The following is a 21861-nucleotide window of genomic DNA, read 5'->3' as shown; positions in this document are numbered from 1 at the left end:
CCTCTCTAAAGAAGCTCACCTTTTATATAAATAATAATGTTTTATCATGGCATACAAAACATTTATATTGATTTCTCTTTCAAAAACTTTTCATTAAGTTTATTTATAATTTCTGTCATCGCTACAAAAGTAGATTTAGTTTCTCTATAAATTTTAAAGTTTACTTAGTTCTATAAAAGTTTAATTTTCTGATCTACTACTTAAATTTAAAACATGTACATGTCTTAAATCCCCCTAAATATTTATCCTATTTAATTTACTGCTGTACAGCTTAAAACCCAGTAATTCATGAATCTACCATTTTGGTATTTCTTTTTAACTTCATATTTGCTGTCTTTAATCTTAGCAATTACAGGTGAAGTTTTTTTAATAAAATCAAATGGCAAATTATTTTCTCCACAATACTTTGCTACTTCTAAGCAAATATCATCATCTGTTTTAGGCATATCATTTAAGTCAATTAAAAAGCCTTTTTTGAACATAATATCTAATCTCCCCTTAATAAAATTATTTCTATAACTTTATTATATATTAAATTTAATTATTAAAAAACATTTTTTTCCAATTTTTATATATTATTTTTATCTCTGCTCTTAACAAAAAATAGCTGACCATTTTTAAGATCAGCTATTGTATAAATTTTATTTTTTTATACTAATGTATTTGTATATATTTATGGTACCTATAACAATTAAATGACTTAATGCAAAGTTTAAAGTACTATATGTTAAGACTGTAGGATCCACTAAATTAGGATACAATAAATTGATATTATGAAATTCTGAATTTATACTAATATTAAATATAATTGCACTAGCAAATATCAATATAATACTAAAGACTCTTACCCTAGTAATCTTCTTGTCCTCTTCTGAATACTTCTTCTTTATAAAGAGATATGCAAGAAATGCATTAAATATAAAGTTAGCTAAATATACACCTATTCCTATAGCAATATATACTATACCACTTTTTCCAAGTAAAAAATAAAGTATATGAACACCATTAGCAAGAAAGAATATTGATTCAATTAAGCAAAATACACCTGAAAATAAATATATTCTATTTGGATTTTCTTGAAAATCTATTGCTAAATATATTGCCCATAAAATCATAAACACAAATACTACATGATATATCATGTTTTTCTGTCCAAAAACACTTTCCTTTAGTATTTCAGAATATATTATGTTAAGTACAATTAAGTTGAATATAAAGAATACTATTGGAGTAATCACCATTAATTTAATAGTAAAGCTAAAATTCATTGATCTCTTAAGAGAATCTATATCCACATCTTCACTGCTCTCTATATATACTTTTTTCCCTTATAATTTATCATATAACCTTTTTTCCCATTCTTTTTCACTTTCTCTCCCCTTATTTAATATATTTTTTTAACATAATAGATTTTATCATAAATTTGGTAAATATTATCTATTTCAACTTAAAAAGACTGTTAATAAAATATAAATTTATATATAAATTAAAGATTCTATTAATTACATAAGTTCACCTTACTATGAGATTATTTTCTTAAGAATATAAAAAGCCTTTATTATGGGTATTGATTAATAATAAGAAATTTTTAACTTTTATCCTTTAGGTTGTAGTGGTTATAAAGGGATGGTATAATGTGGGCGTATATAAGTAATAAATTGGGATATGGGGGTTTTAAATATGACTGAAAGAGAGAAAATGCTAGCAGACGAGCTTTATGATTGTGGTGATGAAGAATTATTAACTCAATGGCATAAAGCAAAAGATTTAGTGAGAGATTATAACAATACAGATTCTGCAAACTTAGAGGAAAAGGAACGCATTTTAAGTGAATTACTTGGTGGGCGTGGAAAAAACTTATGGATTACTGCACCTTTTCATGCTGACTATGGAAACAATATTTACTTTGGAAATAACTGTGAAGTTAATATGAATTGTACTTTTTTAGATGATAATAAAATTGTTATTGGAGATAATGCCTTAATTGCTCCTAATGTACAAATATATACTGCTTTCCACCCAACAAATGCTATTGATAGATTTGGTAAACCAAAGGCAGATGGCTCATTTGAGTTTTGTAAGACTCAAACAGCTCCTGTAATAATTGGAGACAATGCATGGATTGGTGGCGGAGCAATAATTATGCCAGGTGTCATCATTGGAGATAATGTTGTTATTGGCGCAGGAAGCGTTGTAACAAAGGATATTCCAAGCAACACTATTGCCTACGGAAATCCTTGTAGATTTATTAGAGAGAATGAGTAAATTTTAATTCATAGTTTTATAAAAGTTCTTAAAATAGTAGCTTTTCTTATAACCTTATGATTATCTTATTTTATAAAGTCCATATTTATTAACTTAAAAAGTCCTTGTGTACTAGAAATTACTAATATACAAGGATCTTTTTTATATAGAACAGATTTCGACTAAATTTATTCTTTAATTTTATGATAGTATATACATCATAATAGCTGATATTGCTATAGTGATCACTGCTACAGCTGTTACTATGAAAACTTTCTGATATGGTCTTTTTCCATACTCTTGATTCTTTTGAATCTCGTCCATACTTCTTCCCTCTGAAAAGGCAAGAATTTCTTTATAAGTCTGAATATCAAAATTCTTTTTCTGCTTATCAACCTTAAACCCATAATAATTTGCTGCTATAGCAATAACTCCCCAAATTCCAAATCCAATATACCCCATGAATACTGTAAGTGGAACAACTAATACCATAGTACATATTAATAATACAACAAAAATATTACCATCATGGTTAAACTTATCAATATCTTCTGATTTAATTTTCTCTTTCATTTCTTCAAAATCTCCTTTAATAAGTATGTCAAGAGATACATCAAAAAGAGAGCTTAGTAATAATAAGCTTTTCACATCTGGATAGTTTTTATTGTTCTCCCAGTTTGAAATAGTCTGCCGAGATACAAATATTTCTCTAGCTAATTCATCCTGTGAAAGCTTCATCTCTGTTCTATATTTTTTTATCTGTTTTCCAATCTCCATAAAATGTCCTCCTGCATAATCAGTGTATAACCTGAAATGAAATCCTACCATCAAAAGCCTTTGATATTGGCTGTTTTAGCCATGTCAAAAGTTTTTTACACTGCTATAAACTGCTATATTGCTTACTTCTTGCTTAATAGTTTTTTTATACCTAAATCTGTTTTAAACCATGATTAATTTCTAAATAGAGCTTATATACCCTCTTAATTAGCACTAAAGTTTCATCATATATTGGTATATTTAAGCTACTATTGACTTCTATTCCCCTTAATTAAGCCTAGATAAATCCCCTTTATCTACTCAACTTCTCTACAGCTTAAAACCCAACAATTCACTCTAGAAGTTTGATATTTTTTTGTAATTTCTTACTTGTCCTCTTCAATCATAGCAACTATAGGTGAAGTCCTTTTAATAAATTCAAAGGGTAAATTATTTTTCCCACAATATTTTGCAACCTCTAAACAAATCTCATCATCAGTTTTAGGAATACTGTCTAATTCAATTAAAAAGCCTTTTTTAAACATGCTATCTACTCTCTCCTTTAATAAAATTACTTTGTAAAATTTTCTACTTTGAAATATCTTTAATTAACTAAACTTACTAGTCATTTTTCTTTTCTAGTAATATATCTATTGATGTCAGTATAAATTTTAATGCTCTATATAATGAAACCATAAATAATATTCCCACTATAAACACTCCAACTTTGCTTCCTATTAATACTGTCCCTGTCATATAAAATCCAGTTGCAGTACTTGTTTGAGAAAATGGTGTAATAAATGCAAAGAATGCTGAAATGAATATTATAAGAATTGATAGTTTGAGTTTTCTTAATATAGCAGCAGAGCTATCTCCTTTTATTTTTTCGCTCATCACAAATCCCTATAACAATAAATTGTATATATGATTATATTTTACATCATGTAGGGTAATATTCAAATTAAAATCTCTGTCCCATTATTAACTTTCTTTTAAGTAGATACTACTTTTAAACTTCATTAAAATTCTACTAATTAACAAGATGCTCTTATAGTGTTTGAAAGTTCTATAGTATAAATTTTATCTTTTTTCAAGACTAAAAGAGAGGTTGATGGATATCTGCTTGGAAGTTTTATAGTATAACTTTCTGAATTAATATATACTTTCTGAAAATAATAAAAGTACTTGCAATCAGCTTTTGCCAATAAACAAGTACTTTTTCTTACTATATATTTAATTACCTTTAACTCTTCACTTAATAATCCCTAAACTAATAAACTCTTTTTATCTTTGATTTTCCCATACTGTATAATCCGGTTCCAAAAATAATTGAAGTAACAGTCCAAATGATAACCTTAGATAAATCTATATTAATGGCTTCCCCTAAAATCCAAGGCCAAATATAACAACTTACAGAAAAAACAAAAATTCCCCACTGAATTGATCCTATAATACACTGTCCTTTTAATTTTTTTATTTGCATACTATAGCTTTTATCATCATAAAATTCAGTTTCATCAACGCCACTCTTTCTAATTTTTTCTGAAATATAACATGAATTTATAACCTGCAATAATGTTAAGGCTACTGTTCCAAAGGATAAACTATGATTAATTCCATCAAATATTAAACTTCCTACCAAAGCAATTATAAGAAGATATGATAAATATATGTTTGCTGTTGCTAAGATTTCAGAAATAACTCTCTGTTGATATTCATCTCTTTCACCTGTATATCCTATGTAATGTTTTTGAAGTGTTTTTGCTAATTTACTCATCCTCTTTTTCCTCCTCATTAACCCAAAATAATGTATTTAAATCAGTTCCTAAAGTTTTGGCAATTTTAATACATAAATCTAGAGATGGATTATATTTTTGGTTTTCAATTAAATTTATAGTTTGTCTTGCAACTCCAACCTTTTTTGAAAGTTCTAATTGAGACATACCAGCTAAAAGCCTATATTTTTTTATATTATTCATCTCTTCCCCCCAATTCATGTCATATATATGTGACTGCAAGAAAATAATACCATTTATCTTTATATGTGTCAAATATATATGACACATATAAAAAAGGTGGATTCATGAATTTGAACCCACCTGTTTAAAAACTACTACCAAAATTTATTTTAATATATTTCATTGATTTTCAATATTATAATTACTTTTCATATTTTTTATAAAGATATGAATAATACCCTATAAGGATTACAACTAAAAAAACATTAAAAAATGTACTAATATAGTATAAATTCATATTCCTAAAAAATTCGCTATTTATCATAATTTGATCTATTGAATCAAATAAAAATTCCATAAAAAAACATACTGTAACTACACAAAAAAATTTTTTACCAATCTACTTTCCCCCTAGTTATTTTATTTAAGTAAGATTAATTTTTACTGTTCCTTAAAACCTAACTTAATAATAAGTTTTCTCTAAAAATCAACACTATTTTAAAACAAAGATATTTCTATAAATCCTTTTATAAAATTAAGTATCTTAATGATATTTTATCATAATTCGTTAAAATATAATTATAATATTGTTAACCTATTGAGTATGGGATAACTTCATACAGTATAATAACAGTAACTAGTTTTTATTATTTAGAACTTATAGAATAAAGGGGTATTTATATATGAAAAAACTTATTATGTGTTTCTGTTGTGTCTTGTTAATTGGTTCCTTAGTTGCCTGTAATATGAGCAAAATATCTAAGGATCTTTCAATTGAAGTTAGTGAGTCCACTAAATTTTCTAAAGAAGAAATAGATTCTGCTATAAATCGTGTGAAAAAAGGTTTTGATTTTCCAGCTTGTACACTTGAAAAAATATGGTATGATGAGAAAAAATCTAATAGTTGGGTTAATGATTACTTAGAATATGGACGTGGTTCAGTAAATGGTGCTAAAGCAGAAAATGTTATTGTTCTATTTTCAAACTTCTATGTTGATGATTCAGGTGATAATCCAACTTTAGTTCCTGATACAACATATACAGATTTTCAATGGGTATTAATAAGAAAAGATAAAACAAGTAATTGGAAAATTGATGATTCAGGTTATTAGAAAGCTATTATAAAATGTTACCTTATAAAAATATATAAAGTAATAAAAACTTACAAATATACTCAAAGAATTTCTAAACATACTCTTCATACTATTTGTAAGTTTTCTTTAAATCATCATTTGCCAAATATAAAAAGTCCTTGTCTATAAGCATTTGCTAATAAACAAGGACTTTCTTATTATATAGTTTTGATTTTCTAAATACGGTAAATATCTATGCTAAATTATTTTTATTCCTCTATCCTTAAATCCCTTTTGGAGCTTGTCCATAATCTTTTTCTTCTTATATCTAACAGCATTAAAGCTCATTTTATCCTTATGTTTCTCATAATACTTTTGCATGTTTCCTCTCTCCTCATTAATGTATAAGATAAAGGCTCTTTCTTCTTCACTTAAGGAGCTCATAGCATTAATTAATGCTTCATGCTCTTCTCTATTCTCAAAATGAATTCCCATTGAAAAATCATCTTCTAAGGTATCTTTTATTGTAATATCTTCTCCGATAGGTGTATCTAGACTAGAAAAATTTAAAATGGACTCTTTTTTCTTTAGCATACTTCCATATTTATTTCTTAAGAGTATAGTTATAAATGCCACAAAATCTATTTCAAACTTTCCATCATACTTTTTCACTCCATTTATGAATTCAATCCATGCTATCTGCTCTAAATCTTTCCTGTCATAACCCTTTATGAAATACTTAGTTGAATACTTATATATCAATCCTTTGTGAATCTCAAAAAGCTTTTCCATCGCTTCTTTATTTCCTTTTTTACTATATATTAATAAAAGATCAACCATTTCTTTATTCATAAACTCTATCCCCTAAACTTTATATTTTTATATTATGGACGGATTTTTTAATAATTTGGACGGACTTTTTAATATCTGTCCACCTCTTCAAAGCTTGATATAACTCACTTTAGGCAGACTTTTCTTAAAAAGGTCCGACTTTTTCCTATTTTATATAATTGTATACATATAAAAATTATTTTTATCTATATTGTAATTTATATTTTTTCCTATACTATATAAATAGGAAAAGTCCGTCCAGTACGACCAAAGTATGGCCAAACTCCGCCCAAAAACCATAATTATATTAAAATACCTCATAAAATTATTCTAAAATACTATTATTACGCTACATAAATTTTAATATTTTCAAAATTCCAAAATAGAATATATAAACTTGGAATAAAGTCTTCATAGCTTTAAATATTCTAAGTTCAAAATTTAGTTAAACCATAATAAAACTTTAAAATAAATCTCTGTTTTAACTTATCTTGATTTAAAGATATCTTAAGCCCTTATTTATGGTCCTGTATCTCTATCCAAAATCAAGATAATCTTAATCAGATAAAAACTTAATATAAAAGAGGGAATTGGCTTATGTTTATTGGTTATAGGCTACAAAAACTACGAAAGAAGAGAAAATTGACTCAAAAGGCATTGGCTGAAATGACAGGTATATCTCGCTCATATCTCTCAGACATAGAGCATAACAGGTATAACCCAAGCTTTGATACTATTGAGGCATTAGCATCCTCTCTAAAGCTTGATTTAAAGTCATTTTTTGATGATACCCTACTAGAAGAAGATTATTATCTAAAACCTCTTAAGGAAGAATTAGAAGAAGAAAGCTTTGAAGAAATTGAAGAGCTTTCTGAAAATGTAATTGTTGAAAAACATATAATTCATAATGATTCAAATGTTCCTTATGCAACTGGTTCTCTTTCAAAAAAGGAAACTCTAAACATAAAAACAGATTTAGAGAAAACCCTAAACAACCTAGAGAATCTTGAAAAGGACATAGCCTTTGAAGGGGTAATTTTAGATGCTGAAACAAGAAAAGCTTTTAAAGAAAGCTTAGAACATTCAATGAAAATGGCAAAGCTAATTGCCAAAAACAAATTTTCTTCTAAACCAAGTAGCTAATAAAAAAATCAATTAAGCCTATTACACCACTATCCTTTCATCATTAAAATATTGAAAGGTAGGTGAATGGCTTGCATCAAAACTCATAAAATTTAATCAGGAGTTTAGTTGGTGCAATCCACTATATATGAATATAAAAAAATTAGCAAACCAATTAGTAGAAAAGTATGGATTAAGGGATCCATTAGAAATAACATTAGCAATGGGAATCGTGCTCCTAGAAGAAGATCTAGGTGATATATATGGGTATTCTCATACCTATAAAAGACAAAGGTTTATACACCTAAATAAGAGTTGTTCGCTAAAAACAAAAAGGCTTGTCTGCGCCCATGAACTAGGCTATCTTTTGATTCATCCGAAGGAAGAGATACATGTTGTAACTGATGCTTTATTGGAACCAAAGGATGACTTTGAAAAATATGCTAGAATCTTTGCAGCGCACTTACTTATATCAGATTAGATAGTATAAAAGTATAATAAGAAAATTGCTTAGAAAATGGCTAATCTCTTGGAGCCACCTTTGGAGTTGGTTGAGGTTATGTTAGATTCTTAAATTCCCTTTAATAATTAAAAATTCCTTGTCCTAAAAATACTAACTAATTTTAAGACAAGGAGTTTTTAAATAATTTTATTTATATTTAATTTTTGATTTTGATACTTGTTTAACTTTATCTGTATAATATAAATATGTAGATATTTCCGTAGGATTTTTAGCTTTAGGTCCTAAAATAACCTCTTCTACTTCTAATTCTTTATCCATTTCAATATAAACATGTGGTACTACAAAACCTTCATTTTCACCAGTATATTGAACTTTACCATTATTCTCAAATTTAATTAATCTTAACTCTTTTTCATGCTCATAATTTTTATCTTTAAACAAAAACCTTATTTGATCTAAAATATTTTGAATAATTGGTTTTAGGTCAGGATTGAAATCTATATCCTCTCTTAAGTCACATAAAGATTCTACTAAATCTTTAAACCTTTCCTCTTTATCTTCAGCTATATAATATCCATCGTTATTATATTCTAGATATTGTATCTTATATAAACAATAACACTCATCTTCTTTACTCTTTTCATAATAAGGCGTATCAGAAAAGTCTGTTAAAAGTTTCAAATTATTACTAGAGTAATATTTAGCTAAACCACTGATATCACCTATATCACTCTTACTAATAGTATAAACTAATTTTTCTGACTTTTTAATCTTAGTAACTTTAAACGAGTCACTAAGTGAAGATTTTTCTTCTTTGTCAAAAAAACTTGACTTTATAGTAATACAACAGCCTTGTCCATCATCACTATACTGGACCCACATAGGAAGTGAAGTATCAATAGCCTCTGAAAAACTTGTTAAAAAGACACTACTCTTACGATTTAATATCTCTCTATTAGTATCACTTTTAGTAATATATAAATTTTTTATAAATTCTTTAGCATATTTTAACTTTTCATCTTCCCTAACTTTTGTTAAAAGTAATTCAATAAAAACCTCTCCCTCTGTAGGATCATTCATATAGGCAACATTGTTTAATCTTAGCTTTGCTTCATTTATATCCGAATTTTCTATATTGGGCTTTACTAAATGTTTTAATGTACCAATTTTAGTATAATGACCAACATCCTTATCTTCTTTATAAATCATACTATCTCTCAAACCTATTACTTTATTAAAGAGTTTATATATCTTTAATTTTATATCACTTTTAAAATTCATTTTTTCTATATATTCATAAAACTTATTATCATTAGCCTTAACTAAATACTTATTAGCTTCGTTTAAATATTTATCATCAGTTCTAATATTATATATTAAATTATATATTTGGCTTAAATTAAAATAAACTACTTGATTATTATCTAAACTTTGTGATTTTAATATTTTTTTAAAAATTTCTATTGATTTCTCATATACCTCTATTGCTTCTTTATGTTTTCCTTTAAGAAAGTATGAATTACCTATATTATTATAAACTTCTGCTCTCAACTCGTCATTACACTTTAACTTTAAAGCTTCTTTATATTCGTTTATTGCTTCTTTATACTCTCCATTGTTGAAATATGAATTACCTATATTATTATAAATTTCTACTCTTTTTTCTTCTTTATTTTCTAACTTTAATACTTTTTGGTATTCGTCTATTGCTTCTTTATATTGGCCTTTAAGAAAGTATGAATTACCTATACTATTATAAATTGTTGCTTTTAATTGATCTGTAAGTTCTAATTTTAATGCTTCTTTATATTCTCTTATTGCTTCTTTAAAGTCTTCATTATTAAAGTATGAATTACCTATATTATTATAAATTATTGTTTTTAATTGATCTGTACATTCTAATTTTAATGCTTCTTTATATTCTTTTATTGCCTCTTCGTATTCTCCTTTATTATTATATGAGTTACCTATTTTATTGTAAATTTCTGTCATCACCTTATCATTACATTCTAGCTTTAATACTTCTTTATATTCTTTTATTGCTTCTTCATATTCTCCTTTTTCATAATATGAATTGCCAATATTTTCATAAATTGTTATTCTTAAATCATATGTACATTTTAGATTTAATGCTTCTTCATATTTTTTTATTGCCTCTTCGTATTCTCCTTTATAATAAAATGAGCTACCAATATTATTATAAATCGTTGCTCTTAACTCATCTGTACATTTTAGATTTAATGCTTCTTCATATTCTTTTATTGCTTCTTCATATTCTCCCTTATTATGATATGAATTCCCAATATTATTATAAATCGTTGCTCTTAACTCATCTGTACATTTTAGATTTAATGCTTCTTCATATTTTTTTATTGCTTCCTCATATTCTCCTTTACTGTAATATGAGTTACCAATTTTATTATAAATTTCTACTCTTAATTCATCTGTACATTTTAACTTTAATGCTTCTTCATATTCTTTTATTGCTTCTTCATATTCTCCCTTATTATGATATGAATTCCCAATATTATTATAAATCGTTGCTCTTAACTCATCTGTACATTTTAGATTTAATGCTTCTTCATATTTTTTTATTGCTTCCTCATATTCTCCTTTACTGTAATATGAGTTACCAATTTTATTATAAATTTCTACTCTTAATTCATCTGTACATTTTAACTTTAATGCTTCTTCATATTCTTTTATTGCTTCTTCATATTTTCCTTTACTAAAGTATGCATCACTTATATAATTATAAATTTCAGCTCTCTTTTCCTCTTTATCTTCTAACTTTAATGCCTCTTTATATTCTGCTACTGCTTCCTCATATTCTCCTTTATAATAATATGAGTTACCTTTATTATTATAAACAATTGCTTTTAACTCATCTGTACATTTTAGCTTTAATGCTTCTTCATATTCTCTTATTGCTTCTTCATATTTTCCTTTATAATAATATGAGTTACCTTTATTATTATAAATTTCTGCTTTCTTTTCCTCATTATCTTCCAACCTTAACGCTTCTTCATATTCTTTTGTTGCTTCTTCATATTTTCCTTTATAATAATATGAGTTACCTTTATTATTATAAATAATTGCTCTTAACTCACCTGTACATTTTAGCTTTAATGCTTCTTCATACTTTTTTATTGCTTCTTCATATTCTTTTTTATAATAATATGAGTTACCTATTTTATTATAAATTTCTGATTTTTTTTCTTCTTTACCTTCTAGATTTAATACTTTTTCATACTTTTTTATTGCCTCATCATATTCTCCTTTATTATAATACAAGTTACCTAAATTTTCATAAATTTTCACTTTTAACTCATCTTCACATTTTAGTTTTAATACTTCCTCATACTTCTTTATTGCATCATCATATTCTTCTTTATCATAATATTCATTTCCTTTTTTAAAAATATCTTCAACTAAACAAAATCCACTTTTATTGTTAGGTAAATTTTTTTCTATATCAACATTATTTTCTTTATTTCTATTCACATCACAATTTTTCATATGTTCCTCCATTTTCTAACCTTAAATAAGTTGAATAACCTATTTTTAATTAAGAAATACTTCCATTATATCAAATTAATCACATTTTAATTATACATAAATTACCTAATAAATCAAATTATACATAATAAAAAAGCTAAGAATAACCATAAGTTTACTCTTAGCTTTTAATGTTTATCATTTAATTGTTAAAAATCACTATACTCAATATATTCTCTTAACAATATATCTTTTTTATATTCTTCTTTTTCATCAATTAATTTCTTTAAATAATGTTTATGCTTAATAACGCCGACTTTTAAAGAACCTTTTAATTCTTTTAAAAAGTCAATTTTCTTCTCTATTAAAGGAACTTCACTTCCAGACCATGAATACGAACTAGAAAATAGTTCTATATTTTTAAAATCTTCTATATCTTTATTTCTTTCAAGGAAATATAATATAAATTCTATACAATTATTACTAAATATTTCTACAATAATCTTAAAAATTAATCTTATTTTTTCTTTATCTTCATAAAAATTATTAATATAATTTTTAATCCAATCTATTTTTCTTTCCTCATTATCATCATCTATAAAAAGATTTCCTAACCAGGTATGTTCAACACCACAATAATAATGTTCCTTTTCAGATTCTACTATTATTTTAAATGCTATAGTTACTAACTCGTTATAACTCTTTTCGCTCCATAACCTTTTAAATATTTCCCCATAATAATTAACACAATCAGATTCTAATATATTAATTATTAACTCCTCTAAAAAGTTCTTACTACCATTATTTATTAAGAAAATAAATAAATTCCCTTCATAATCAAATTCATTTCCAAATCCATAAATATATAATTTTTCTAACAAATCAAGATTACCATTGAACATTTCTACAATTTCTTCTTGATCATTAAGATCAAAATAACTTTTTAAGAAATAAGCTACATCAATTCTATTTACCTTATTATCAAGTAGTATTCTTGAAATATCTGTAATCAAGTTAGAATCAATTTTTAAAAATACTTTTAACTCTCTTATATTAGGCATAAAAAAATTTTCTTTTCTTATAAACTCTAAACATACACTTTTTATAGAATTACAATGTCTTTCTTCTATTAATCTCTCTGGAATATTAATAAGATACTTGTAAAATAAAGATCCTTTATTTTCATAATTATAACTATTTATCAATGCTTCTATTTCTTCTAACTTCATATATTTAAATGCTATAGCTATTATGTTATCTATACAATATAAATTTTTTACTTTAAATTTAAAATAGGCCTTTATAGCAAATATACTTAATTCTTTTTTATCTTCAATTTTTTGAAATAATATTTTAATTCCTTCACCTAGCTTGAAACTTTCATGACTATTTTTAATTGAAAGATTACTTAAATTTCTAAAAAACTCTATAAAACCATCTTCATTATAATTTTTAACTAAATTATAAATTTCATTACTTCTATTTTTTATCATAGTTTCATAATCTTCATAATTATTTCCTGTTAATGTATTATATATAACAAACTCTCTACATTCATTGTAATTAAATAAATCCTTGTTTTCTTTAAGATTAAATCTAATTATTTGCTTTTCAAAACACTTTAATATTTTAGCTTGTTTAAAAGTTAAATTAATAAACTTACTAAATATAAAATCTTTTATATATTTAAAATCTAATTTAAATATATTTTCAATCTCATCTTCAAAATTAGAATAAGGTTTATATTTTAATAAAATTTCATTTATATTTTTTTGATAATCTTGATTTAAATATAAAGTTCCTAGTATGATCCATATTTCTCCTCTTAATTTTTCTAACCCATCACAAGCAATTAAATTCATGCTTATTTGATTAAATGTTCTTTGGTTAACTCCTTCAAGTCTAGTAAAATCAAATTTTAAATATGTAGGAATTATATTTAAAAGTAATAAAGTTAAATTGATATTTTCACCTTCTCCTGATGCTTCCCATAAACATTTAATAATCTCTAATTCTTTCTCATAATTTAAGCTAAAAGATTGTTTATCATAACATAACCTATCTGAAAATAAGAAATAAAAATCCATTACATTTTTAGGCTTTTTATTGAATAACTCTAAACTTAAATATAGTGCATCCTCAAAGTTCTCACAATGCTTAAAAGCACCTAAAAGCTCTATTATTTCTGAGTCTATTTTATTATTATTTTTATCTTCAAAATTAAAATCTTTTAATGAAAAATCTTCATTTTCCATATTATCAATTTTCTCTTGAATATACATTAATGTTTTTTCTTCATTAAACCAATAAAATGTTTTAGCATATTCTAAATTTTCTCTATCATCATTAACTCTGTTCCATGCTTTCGTCACTTCATCTTTAAAATATTCTAAAACACCATCTCCATTAAAAAGTTGAAGAATCGTATTAATCATATAAACAATCTTTCTTTTATATCTAAAGAAAGCATATTCTATAATTTTCTCTAGAGTAATATATTTCTTTTCTATTAGAACATAATAAAATAAATAGTCCCTTATATTTTGGTCATTTATTTTCGTTGCTTTATCCATATATATATCAATAAGTTCTTTATCATGTAATTCTTCGCATATTAAATTGAATTCACTTTCTGATATATCACATTCTTCCAATAGTTTTGTTGCAACAGTATTTTCTTTATATTTAATTGGTCCAAATGATGCAATAATAAAAGCTGAAATTATCTTATTTTTTTCACCAAACTCTTTTTTTATTATGTCTCCATAATAATTTTCAAATATATCAACAGAATCATATATTGAATATATATCTTTTTCTTTAGCTATTTTTCCAGATAATATAGCTAATCTAGCATTTCCTTTTGCTATCTTTATAATTTGTTCAAGATATTTTTCATTTTTAATTCCAAGATTTTTTTTAAGTATTTCTTTTATAACTTCATCACTTAAAATATCTATTTTAAACTCTTCTAACCTTGCCTTTTTTGAAGTAATTTCTCTTACTCTATCTATAGCATACTCCCTAACGGTCATTATAACTTTAACTTTACAATTTACTGGAGGATCTATGACTTTATCTATTATATGTTGTAATTCTGTAGTTTGATTAGCATCATCTACAAATATTAAATATTCACCAGAACCTGAAATATAGTACTTTAAGTCTTCATAAAGCATATTACTATTATTTTTAATACAATATACCTTTGTATTAGTAATTTCACTATATTTCCTACAAGCCTCTATAACTAATCTTGTTTTTCCTATACCAGATTTTCCAATAACAAGCATAATATTATTATTTTGAATTTTACTAACTAAATCATTTAACTCTTCAACTCTTCCTATTAAGTCCATTCCTATAGACGCATTTATGTCACTTTTATCATATTTTTCTATAAAATCATCTATCTCAAAAAATTGTCCTGAATCAATTTCTATAGATAAATGATCCTTTGCTATTATAGGAAATCTTTCTAATAAATCATGTGAAACCGTACTAATATCAATTAAAGTTATTTTTACTTCTGGTATTAAATTTTCTAATGTTTCTTTTTGTTCAACATGTATATTAGTTGATGTATGGCAACATATAATTTCTTCTATTTTATCTATTTCAATATTTACTTTATTTTTATCAACACATGACAGTATATCCTTTTTAAGCTTTTCATATGAAGTACTTTCAACTGTTCCATACATTATAAAAATATACTTACCATTCTCAAGCTTAACATAGGAATCTGGAATACCTTTTGTAGGCTTATTGGTTCCCGTCTGAGATCCTAATGTTGTTATATTTTCATATTTATATTTCTTATATAGATAACTATCCATAAGTTTTTGATAGTCTCCACCACCTAAACCCATAATAGCTTGTTCAATTGCATTTATCTTACTCATAACCTCTCCTAAATTTTATTAATAAGTTTTAATTGATAAATAAAAATCTCTCTACCTATAATTTTATAAGCAAAGAGATTATATTAAAAGAAAATTTACACAAACATCTGTTGTAATAATCCTTTTTTCCATTTTCTTAATTCTTCTAATTTTTGATTTTCTTTTTCTATTATATTATCTATATTAGATAAAAACTTAGCAATTCTATTTTGTTCAACCAAACAAGGAAAATTAAAACTTAGCTCTTTAATAATAGCTGCTGATAAATTTCCCTGCCCTCCTTGAATATATGTTTCTATTATTTTTTCTTTATTATATCGTAATAAATTTAATAAATAGCAATTTATTATTTCTTTGCTTTTAATACATAAAATAGCCTGATTTATTGCTCCTTTCATTCTAGCTATACCAACCTCACCACTAGTAGCACCATATAAAGCATATAATAAGTCTCCCTTATCCACCATTTTAGCAGATGAATTTTTCAAACCAAGCTCTGATAGTTTTAATTCAGTTGTACATAAATTTATCTCAGCCGATCTTATAAAAGGAATATCTCCATCATAGTACATTTTATTTTTAGATGCAGGAGTACCACCTGAAAACATTGAACATACACTTCCGAGTTTTTTCTCTTCCCACTCAGGATAATCTCTCCCGTTCTCATCTTTAAATCTTATCTTTTGTGAGAATATTTTCTGCATCATTCCTTTTTTATAAGAGTTCCAATATTCTACTTTCTTTTCTTGTTTTTCTATTATACTATCTACTTTACTTAAGAAATTTGCTATTTTTTCTTGTTCTTCTAATGATGGGCAAAAAAATGTCATTGTTTTAAAATCTGTAAAACTAATAGCTTTTCCATCTCTTACCCCATATATTAACCCAGCTAATTTTTTTATAAAACGGCTACTCTTAAAAATATATGAAAAATATTTAGAATTAAATTTTTCTGAGTCTTTAAAGTTAAAAACTGTATATGCTGGACTTATTAAGCCTTCTTGATTTGATATTTCAAATCCCCCTTGAAAAGATCTCAAGCTAATTATAAAATCTCCTGCTTTAACTCTCTTATAATTTTTTACACTTTCAACATCAAACTTAATGTCTATTTCCAACTCTTCTCTTAATAATACACCTTTATCTTGCGTTACAGATAATACATTTAATTCTCCATTATGTTTTTTATCTGATATATTTATAAATAAATCATCAGCTTTATATTTTTTCCATTCATCTTCAAACCCTTTAAATCTTAACTTTGGTACATTCTTACTCATCCCTGTACCCCCTAAAGACCTAATTCTTTTAAGTCTGCTTCTAGACTTTTCTTTAGTTCTTCTATTTCTTTATCAAGTTCTTTTATATTATTTTGAACTTCTATTATATCTATTTCTTCTTCTTCCTCAAAGGTATCTACATATCTTGGAATGTTTAAGTTATAGTCATTTTCTTTTATTTCTTCCATAGTAGCTACATACGCATATTTATCTACATTTTCTCTATTTTTGTATGTTTCTACTATCTTTTCTACATCACTATCTCTTAATACATTTTGGTTTTTACCTTTTTCAAATTCATTTGATGCATCTATGAACATTATATCTTCAGTATTTTTTCTATTCTTTTTGAATACAAGTATTACTGTTGGGATTGATGTTCCAAAGAATATGTTTGCTGGTAATCCAATTACTGCATCTAAAACATTTCTTTGTTCTATAAGATATTTTCTTATAACTCCCTCTGCTGCTCCTCTGAATAATACTCCATGAGGAAGTACAACTGCCATTGTTCCATTATCATCTAAATGATGTATCATATGTTGTATGAATGCAAAGTCAGCCTTAGATTTTGGAGCTAGTTTTCCATAAGCTGAAAATCTTTCATCATCTAAAAACTTAGCATCTGCACTCCAGTTTGCTGAGTATGGAGGGTTAGCAACTATTGCTTCAAATTTTAAATCTTCATGTTGTGGATTTTCTAGGGTATCATCATTCTTAATATTGAAATCACTATATTTAACTCCATGAAGAAGCATGTTCATTCTTGCTAGGTTGTATGTTGTTGAAGTTTTCTCTTGTCCATAGAACATTCTAACCTTTGCTTCTCTTGCAACACGAAGTAGTAGTGAACCTGATCCACATGTTGGGTCATATACATTTTTAAGGTCAGTTTTTCCCATTGTAACTATCTTAGCTAATATCTTAGAAACCTGCTGAGGTGTATAGAACTCTCCTGCTTTCTTACCTGCATTAGCTGCAAACTGTCCTATAAGATACTCATAAGCATCTCCAAGTATATCTATTTCACTATTATCAAATTTAAAATCTATTTGAGCTATTTTTCCCATAACCTTAGCTATTAGCTCACTCCTACTCTTAACATCTTTACCAAGCTTAGTTGATTTTAAATCCATATCATCAAAAAGATGGTCAAAGTCCTCTTCACTTTCTTGTCCTAATGTAGATTCAGTTATGTTATTTATAGCTTCCTCTAGCATTTCTATATCAAAATCACCAGTTTCTATCTTTGCTAAAAGTTTACCAAATAAGAACTTAGGCTCAATGAAGTATCCTACATCATTTATTAACTCTTCTTGAAGTGCTTCTCTGTATTCTTCATCTTCCCAAGCTTCTTCATATTTCATGCCATCTTCTTCTAAAAGCTTGTTGGCTCTACTTTCTGCATTCTCTGAAAGATATCTATAGAATATAAGACCTAGTATGTAGTTTTTAAACTCACTAGCATCCATGTTTCCTCTTAAATCATTTGCTATATTCAATAAATTACTTTGCAAATTACTTTGCTGTTCCTTTTGTATTTCTGATGTACTCATTCTGTCTTCCCTGCTTTCCATATAACTTTTTCTTATACTATTATACTTAATAAATACTATATTTTAAATTAGTTTTTGTTTCATATAAAAGGATAATTCAATCTTAGTTAACACCTATATCTTCATTATTTACAATAGCTAATATAAACTACTCTTTGAAAAATTAATTAGGTATGACTCTCTCTAAAATCATACCTAATTAAAACATATCTATATTAAAAATTAAATTTCTTTACATGATTAACTATAAACATTTTTATCTTTTCTGCAAGTTTCTTCTTCTTTAAAAGACCTCCACTTAAGTTATCCTTTATTTCAGAACTATCAATTCTTCCTGAATATTCATATTCTGAAACATATTCTTTAACTTTAAGCTTATCTAACTCAACTTCATTTGAGAAATATTCTATTTCATCTACTCTTTTTGACTCTACAAAATCATTAAACATTTCATCTATAGAATCATCCTTTGTTGCACTTGGTACGACTTTATCTAAGAATTCTCTAATTAATTCTGATTTAAGTCTTAGGTTCTCATTATCAGCATTATCTAATAATCTCTTGATTTTTTCTATATCCTTCTTAGTTTTCTCTTTTGTATCAAAATCTATAGTTCTTATTAAGTTTAGTATATAGTTAACATTTATCTTATCTGTTTGCATAAGCTCTATGCCAAAGTCTATATCTACTAATATAGAAGTTTTAGGTTTACCTTTGACTCCTTCATATATAGTAAAGTATTTACTCTTATAGTCTTCATATTTTTGAGATGATATTCCTAATTTTCCTTCATCAAACTCAAATTCAACGAAGGTCTTAAGCTTAGTTAATTGTTTAGTTAGTTCTCTAAAAGCTTCTACAAACTCTTTCTTTTCAACTTCATCTTGCATGTAATCAATAGAATCTATTGTTGGTGCCACCTCATATAATCTATTAAGCTTTTCTTGGAACAGATTTAAATAATGGTCAAAGCTTTCCATTAATACTACATCTGTACTATCAGTTTGTGAGAATAAGCATATAGCATCATCTGTTTCCTTTTTTAAATTTCTATAACAAACTACATTACCATAAGGTTTTGTAGCATCTAATATTCTGTTAGTTCTTGAATATGCTTGTACAAGTCCATGATAGTTTAAGTTTCTATCTACATAAAGAGTGTTAAGTGGTTTACTATCAAATCCTGTTAAAAACATATTTACGACTATAACTATATCTAACTCTGAATTTTTAAGCTTTGTTGATAGGTTCTTAAAATATTCTTGGAAAGTATCAGTTGAGAAGTTTGATCCTTCCGCTTTAAACATATTGTTATAATCACTTATGATTCTCTCAAGGCTATCCCTTGAATGTTCATCTTTTCCACTTAAATCCTCATTATCTTGGAATGTATAAACTGCTGCTATTTTTAAATCATGGTCTAAAGCTTTAAAAGCATCATAATATTTTATAAGCATTGGAATGCTCTGAACTGTTAAAAGTGAACAGAACTTTCTTCCTGCTGTCTTTTTATCATGATTCTCTATTATGTGTGCAGTAATTTTCTCTATACGCTCATCATTCATAAAGACTTCTTCTTTATCTATAGCCTTTATAAATTCATCATCATACTCATTAACCTGTCCATCAAATGTTTTTATATATTCAACAGAAAATCCAAGCACGTTACCATCATTAATGGCATCTTTAATTAAATAATGATGTAAGCATTTATCAAAAATATCTGCTGTAGTTCTTCCATCTTGGCTCTTATTTTCTGGAAGTCTTGGTGTTCCTGTGAATCCAAAGTATTGAGCTTTAGTAAAATGCTTGTTTATAGCTGTATGCATCTCTCCAAATTGAGATCTATGGCACTCATCTATTATGAATACAACTTTCTCATCTCTATACTTATCCATTCTATGTGCATATTTTTCTGATTTTAAAAGTCTAGCTAACTTTTGTATTGTCGTTACAATAAGTCTTGTGTTTATATCCTCTATCTGTTTTATTAAAGTTCCAACATTGTCAGTTGTATCAACACAATCCTTTTCAAACTTGTTAAATTCCTCAACAGTTTGGCTATCTAAGTCTTTTCTATCTATTAGGAAAAATACCTTTTTAACATTCTTTTCATCTGCTAAAAGCTGACTTGCCTTAAAAGAAGTTAAAGTCTTTCCTGATCCTGTAGTATGCCAAATATATCCGTTGTTATTAGTTTCCTTAGCTCTATTCATTAAAGCTTCAACAGCATATATCTGATAAGGTCTCATAACCATAAGATTTTTTTCGCTCTCATTAATAATCATATACTTAGCTATAACCTTATTTAACATATGTCTATCTAAGAATGATTCAGCAAATTCTCTAAGGTTAGTTATTCTCTTATTCTTTTCATCACTCCAGAAAAAAGTAAAATCAAACTTAATATCCTTATCACTATTAGAATAGTACTTAGTATCAATACCATTACTAATAACGAAACATTGGATATATCTATATAAACCCTTAAAAGAATGTCTTCTATATCTTTCTATTTGATTAAAGGCCTCCTTAAAGTCCTTACCCCTTCTCTTTAACTCAATCTGAACCATAGGTAATCCATTAATAAGTATGGTAACATCATATCTATTAACATACTTACTTTCCATAGTTACCTGATTAGTAACTTGGAATATGTTGTTGTGCCAATTCTTACTATCAAAAAACTCTATGTAAACCTTAGTTCCATCCTCTCTCTCAAGAATGAACTTGTCCCTAAAAAGCTTAGCACTATTAAAAATACTCTTCTTCTTTAAATGAATAAGTATTCTCTCAAATTCTTTATCTGTAAAAGCTACACCTGCTAATTTATCTTTGTTGAACTCATATAAAACATCCCTAAAGTTTGCCTCTAAAGCTGATTCATCAGGTATAGTAACTCTTGTGTAGCCTTGCTCAACTAATTGATTAATTAATAATTCTTCTAATTCATGTTCGCTTTGATAAGTCATTATTAAAAAACTCTCTCCCCTGTAATCTATTTAAACTTACATTTCTTTTTATTTACCATTACTTTAAAATCTAAGCAAACTTTAAAGTATTTAGTATCTATTTGTATAATTATATTATAACAATAATGTTTGTTTATGGAAAATGTATTTTTTTATTTTTCACTGTATTAATCTATCATCATGTAATGCTAAATTATAAGTTA

At 26.0% G+C, this 21861-nt stretch carries 17 protein-coding genes; 4 read left to right on the top strand and 13 right to left on the bottom strand.

Annotation, left to right across the window (positions count from 1 at the left end):
* Positions 1-251: 251 nt before the first annotated feature.
* On the bottom strand, positions 252-482 hold the full coding sequence (locus AC2A4K_RS06265) for a DUF4318 domain-containing protein (RefSeq protein WP_322503809.1): 231 nt from the start codon (positions 480-482) through the stop codon (positions 252-254).
* A gap of 159 nt (positions 483-641) precedes the next feature.
* On the bottom strand, positions 642-1295 hold the full coding sequence (locus tag AC2A4K_RS06260) for a hypothetical protein (protein ID WP_322503810.1): 654 nt from the start codon (positions 1293-1295) through the stop codon (positions 642-644).
* 385 nt (positions 1296-1680) lie between these two features.
* Here AC2A4K_RS06260 and AC2A4K_RS06255 point away from each other — a divergent pair, with 385 nt between their 5' ends.
* Entirely contained in the window at positions 1681-2265 is a 585-nt protein-coding gene (locus AC2A4K_RS06255) for a sugar O-acetyltransferase (RefSeq protein WP_322503811.1), read from the top strand.
* A gap of 180 nt (positions 2266-2445) precedes the next feature.
* Here AC2A4K_RS06255 and AC2A4K_RS06250 read toward each other — a convergent pair whose 3' ends face one another.
* The 5 genes from AC2A4K_RS06250 to AC2A4K_RS06230 form a co-directional block, all read right to left on the bottom strand.
* Entirely contained in the window at positions 2446-3021 is a 576-nt protein-coding gene (locus AC2A4K_RS06250) for a helix-turn-helix domain-containing protein (protein WP_322503812.1), read from the bottom strand.
* A gap of 365 nt (positions 3022-3386) precedes the next feature.
* Positions 3387-3545 carry a DUF4318 domain-containing protein gene (locus AC2A4K_RS06245; RefSeq protein WP_322503813.1) on the bottom strand — a complete coding sequence of 53 codons (159 nt, stop codon included), beginning with the start codon at positions 3543-3545 and terminating at the stop codon, positions 3387-3389.
* Positions 3546-3621: 76 nt separating this feature from the next.
* The gene (locus tag AC2A4K_RS06240) at positions 3622-3894 is read right to left on the bottom strand and encodes a hypothetical protein (RefSeq protein WP_322503814.1); all 273 of its coding nucleotides are present in this window, start codon (positions 3892-3894) and stop codon (positions 3622-3624) included.
* 376 nt (positions 3895-4270) lie between these two features.
* A complete protein-coding gene (locus tag AC2A4K_RS06235) occupies positions 4271-4777 on the bottom strand; it encodes a DUF3278 domain-containing protein (RefSeq protein WP_322503815.1) in 507 nt (168 codons plus the stop codon).
* On the bottom strand, positions 4770-4979 hold the full coding sequence (locus AC2A4K_RS06230; RefSeq protein ID WP_322503816.1) for a helix-turn-helix transcriptional regulator: 210 nt from the start codon (positions 4977-4979) through the stop codon (positions 4770-4772). The genes AC2A4K_RS06235 and AC2A4K_RS06230 overlap by 8 nt, the downstream gene beginning before the upstream one ends.
* Positions 4980-5641: 662 nt before the next feature.
* Here AC2A4K_RS06230 and AC2A4K_RS06225 point away from each other — a divergent pair.
* Positions 5642-6070 (top strand): DUF4829 domain-containing protein, encoded by a 429-nt coding sequence (locus AC2A4K_RS06225; protein WP_322503817.1) that lies wholly within the window; start codon positions 5642-5644, stop codon positions 6068-6070.
* Positions 6071-6289: 219 nt separating this feature from the next.
* Here AC2A4K_RS06225 and AC2A4K_RS06220 read toward each other — a convergent pair whose 3' ends face one another.
* Positions 6290-6883 carry a sigma-70 family RNA polymerase sigma factor gene (locus AC2A4K_RS06220; RefSeq protein ID WP_322503818.1) on the bottom strand — a complete coding sequence of 198 codons (594 nt, stop codon included), beginning with the start codon at positions 6881-6883 and terminating at the stop codon, positions 6290-6292.
* Between the two features lie 621 nt (positions 6884-7504).
* On the opposite strand from AC2A4K_RS06220, the gene AC2A4K_RS06215 reads away from it, so the two are divergent.
* Positions 7505-8005, top strand: a complete 501-nt coding sequence (locus tag AC2A4K_RS06215) for a helix-turn-helix domain-containing protein (protein WP_488458846.1) — start codon at positions 7505-7507, stop codon at positions 8003-8005.
* A 127-nt stretch (positions 8006-8132) separates the two neighbouring features.
* Positions 8133-8465, top strand: coding sequence for an ImmA/IrrE family metallo-endopeptidase (locus AC2A4K_RS06210; protein WP_322503820.1), 333 nt, complete (start codon positions 8133-8135; stop codon positions 8463-8465).
* A gap of 168 nt (positions 8466-8633) precedes the next feature.
* On the opposite strand, the gene AC2A4K_RS06205 is transcribed toward AC2A4K_RS06210, so the two are convergent.
* From AC2A4K_RS06205 to AC2A4K_RS06185, 5 genes are all read right to left on the bottom strand, one after another.
* Complete coding sequence (locus AC2A4K_RS06205) at positions 8634-11966, bottom strand: tetratricopeptide repeat protein (RefSeq protein ID WP_488458845.1); 3333 nt, start codon at positions 11964-11966, stop codon at positions 8634-8636.
* Positions 11967-12154: 188 nt separating this feature from the next.
* On the bottom strand, positions 12155-15850 hold the full coding sequence (locus AC2A4K_RS06200) for an nSTAND3 domain-containing NTPase (protein ID WP_322503835.1): 3696 nt from the start codon (positions 15848-15850) through the stop codon (positions 12155-12157).
* Between the two features lie 95 nt (positions 15851-15945).
* The gene (locus AC2A4K_RS06195) at positions 15946-17130 is read right to left on the bottom strand and encodes a restriction endonuclease subunit S (protein ID WP_322503836.1); all 1185 of its coding nucleotides are present in this window, start codon (positions 17128-17130) and stop codon (positions 15946-15948) included.
* An 11-nt stretch (positions 17131-17141) separates the two neighbouring features.
* Entirely contained in the window at positions 17142-18686 is a 1545-nt protein-coding gene (locus tag AC2A4K_RS06190; RefSeq protein ID WP_322503837.1) for a type I restriction-modification system subunit M, read from the bottom strand.
* A 215-nt stretch (positions 18687-18901) separates the two neighbouring features.
* Positions 18902-21658: a type I restriction endonuclease subunit R gene (locus tag AC2A4K_RS06185; protein WP_322503838.1), complete on the bottom strand. Its 2757-nt coding sequence runs from the start codon at positions 21656-21658 to the stop codon at positions 18902-18904.
* Positions 21659-21861 lie beyond the last annotated feature (203 nt).

It is taken from the genome of Clostridium sp. LIBA-8841 (assembly GCF_057782475.1).
This window is presented reverse-complemented; position numbering and strand designations above follow the sequence as displayed.

What these genes read in the sequence shown, in the direction of transcription:
- AC2A4K_RS06265 (WP_322503809.1), bottom strand. Translation starts at nt 482, where the DNA reads ATGTTCAAAAAAGGCTTTTTAATTGACTTAAATGATATGCCTAAAACA.
- AC2A4K_RS06255 (WP_322503811.1), top strand. Translation starts at nt 1,681, where the DNA reads ATGACTGAAAGAGAGAAAATGCTAGCAGACGAGCTTTATGATTGTGGT.
- AC2A4K_RS06250 (WP_322503812.1), bottom strand. Translation starts at nt 3,021, where the DNA reads ATGGAGATTGGAAAACAGATAAAAAAATATAGAACAGAGATGAAGCTT.
- AC2A4K_RS06245 (WP_322503813.1), bottom strand. Translation starts at nt 3,545, where the DNA reads ATGTTTAAAAAAGGCTTTTTAATTGAATTAGACAGTATTCCTAAAACT.
- AC2A4K_RS06240 (WP_322503814.1), bottom strand. Translation starts at nt 3,894, where the DNA reads ATGAGCGAAAAAATAAAAGGAGATAGCTCTGCTGCTATATTAAGAAAA.
- AC2A4K_RS06235 (WP_322503815.1), bottom strand. Translation starts at nt 4,777, where the DNA reads ATGAGTAAATTAGCAAAAACACTTCAAAAACATTACATAGGATATACA.
- AC2A4K_RS06230 (WP_322503816.1), bottom strand. Translation starts at nt 4,979, where the DNA reads ATGAATAATATAAAAAAATATAGGCTTTTAGCTGGTATGTCTCAATTA.
- AC2A4K_RS06225 (WP_322503817.1), top strand. Translation starts at nt 5,642, where the DNA reads ATGAAAAAACTTATTATGTGTTTCTGTTGTGTCTTGTTAATTGGTTCC.
- AC2A4K_RS06220 (WP_322503818.1), bottom strand. Translation starts at nt 6,883, where the DNA reads ATGAATAAAGAAATGGTTGATCTTTTATTAATATATAGTAAAAAAGGA.
- AC2A4K_RS06210 (WP_322503820.1), top strand. Translation starts at nt 8,133, where the DNA reads ATGAATATAAAAAAATTAGCAAACCAATTAGTAGAAAAGTATGGATTA.
- AC2A4K_RS06205 (WP_488458845.1), bottom strand. Translation starts at nt 11,966, where the DNA reads ATGAAAAATTGTGATGTGAATAGAAATAAAGAAAATAATGTTGATATA.
- AC2A4K_RS06200 (WP_322503835.1), bottom strand. Translation starts at nt 15,850, where the DNA reads ATGAGTAAGATAAATGCAATTGAACAAGCTATTATGGGTTTAGGTGGT.
- AC2A4K_RS06195 (WP_322503836.1), bottom strand. Translation starts at nt 17,130, where the DNA reads ATGAGTAAGAATGTACCAAAGTTAAGATTTAAAGGGTTTGAAGATGAA.
- AC2A4K_RS06190 (WP_322503837.1), bottom strand. Translation starts at nt 18,686, where the DNA reads ATGAGTACATCAGAAATACAAAAGGAACAGCAAAGTAATTTGCAAAGT.
- AC2A4K_RS06185 (WP_322503838.1), bottom strand. Translation starts at nt 21,658, where the DNA reads ATGACTTATCAAAGCGAACATGAATTAGAAGAATTATTAATTAATCAA.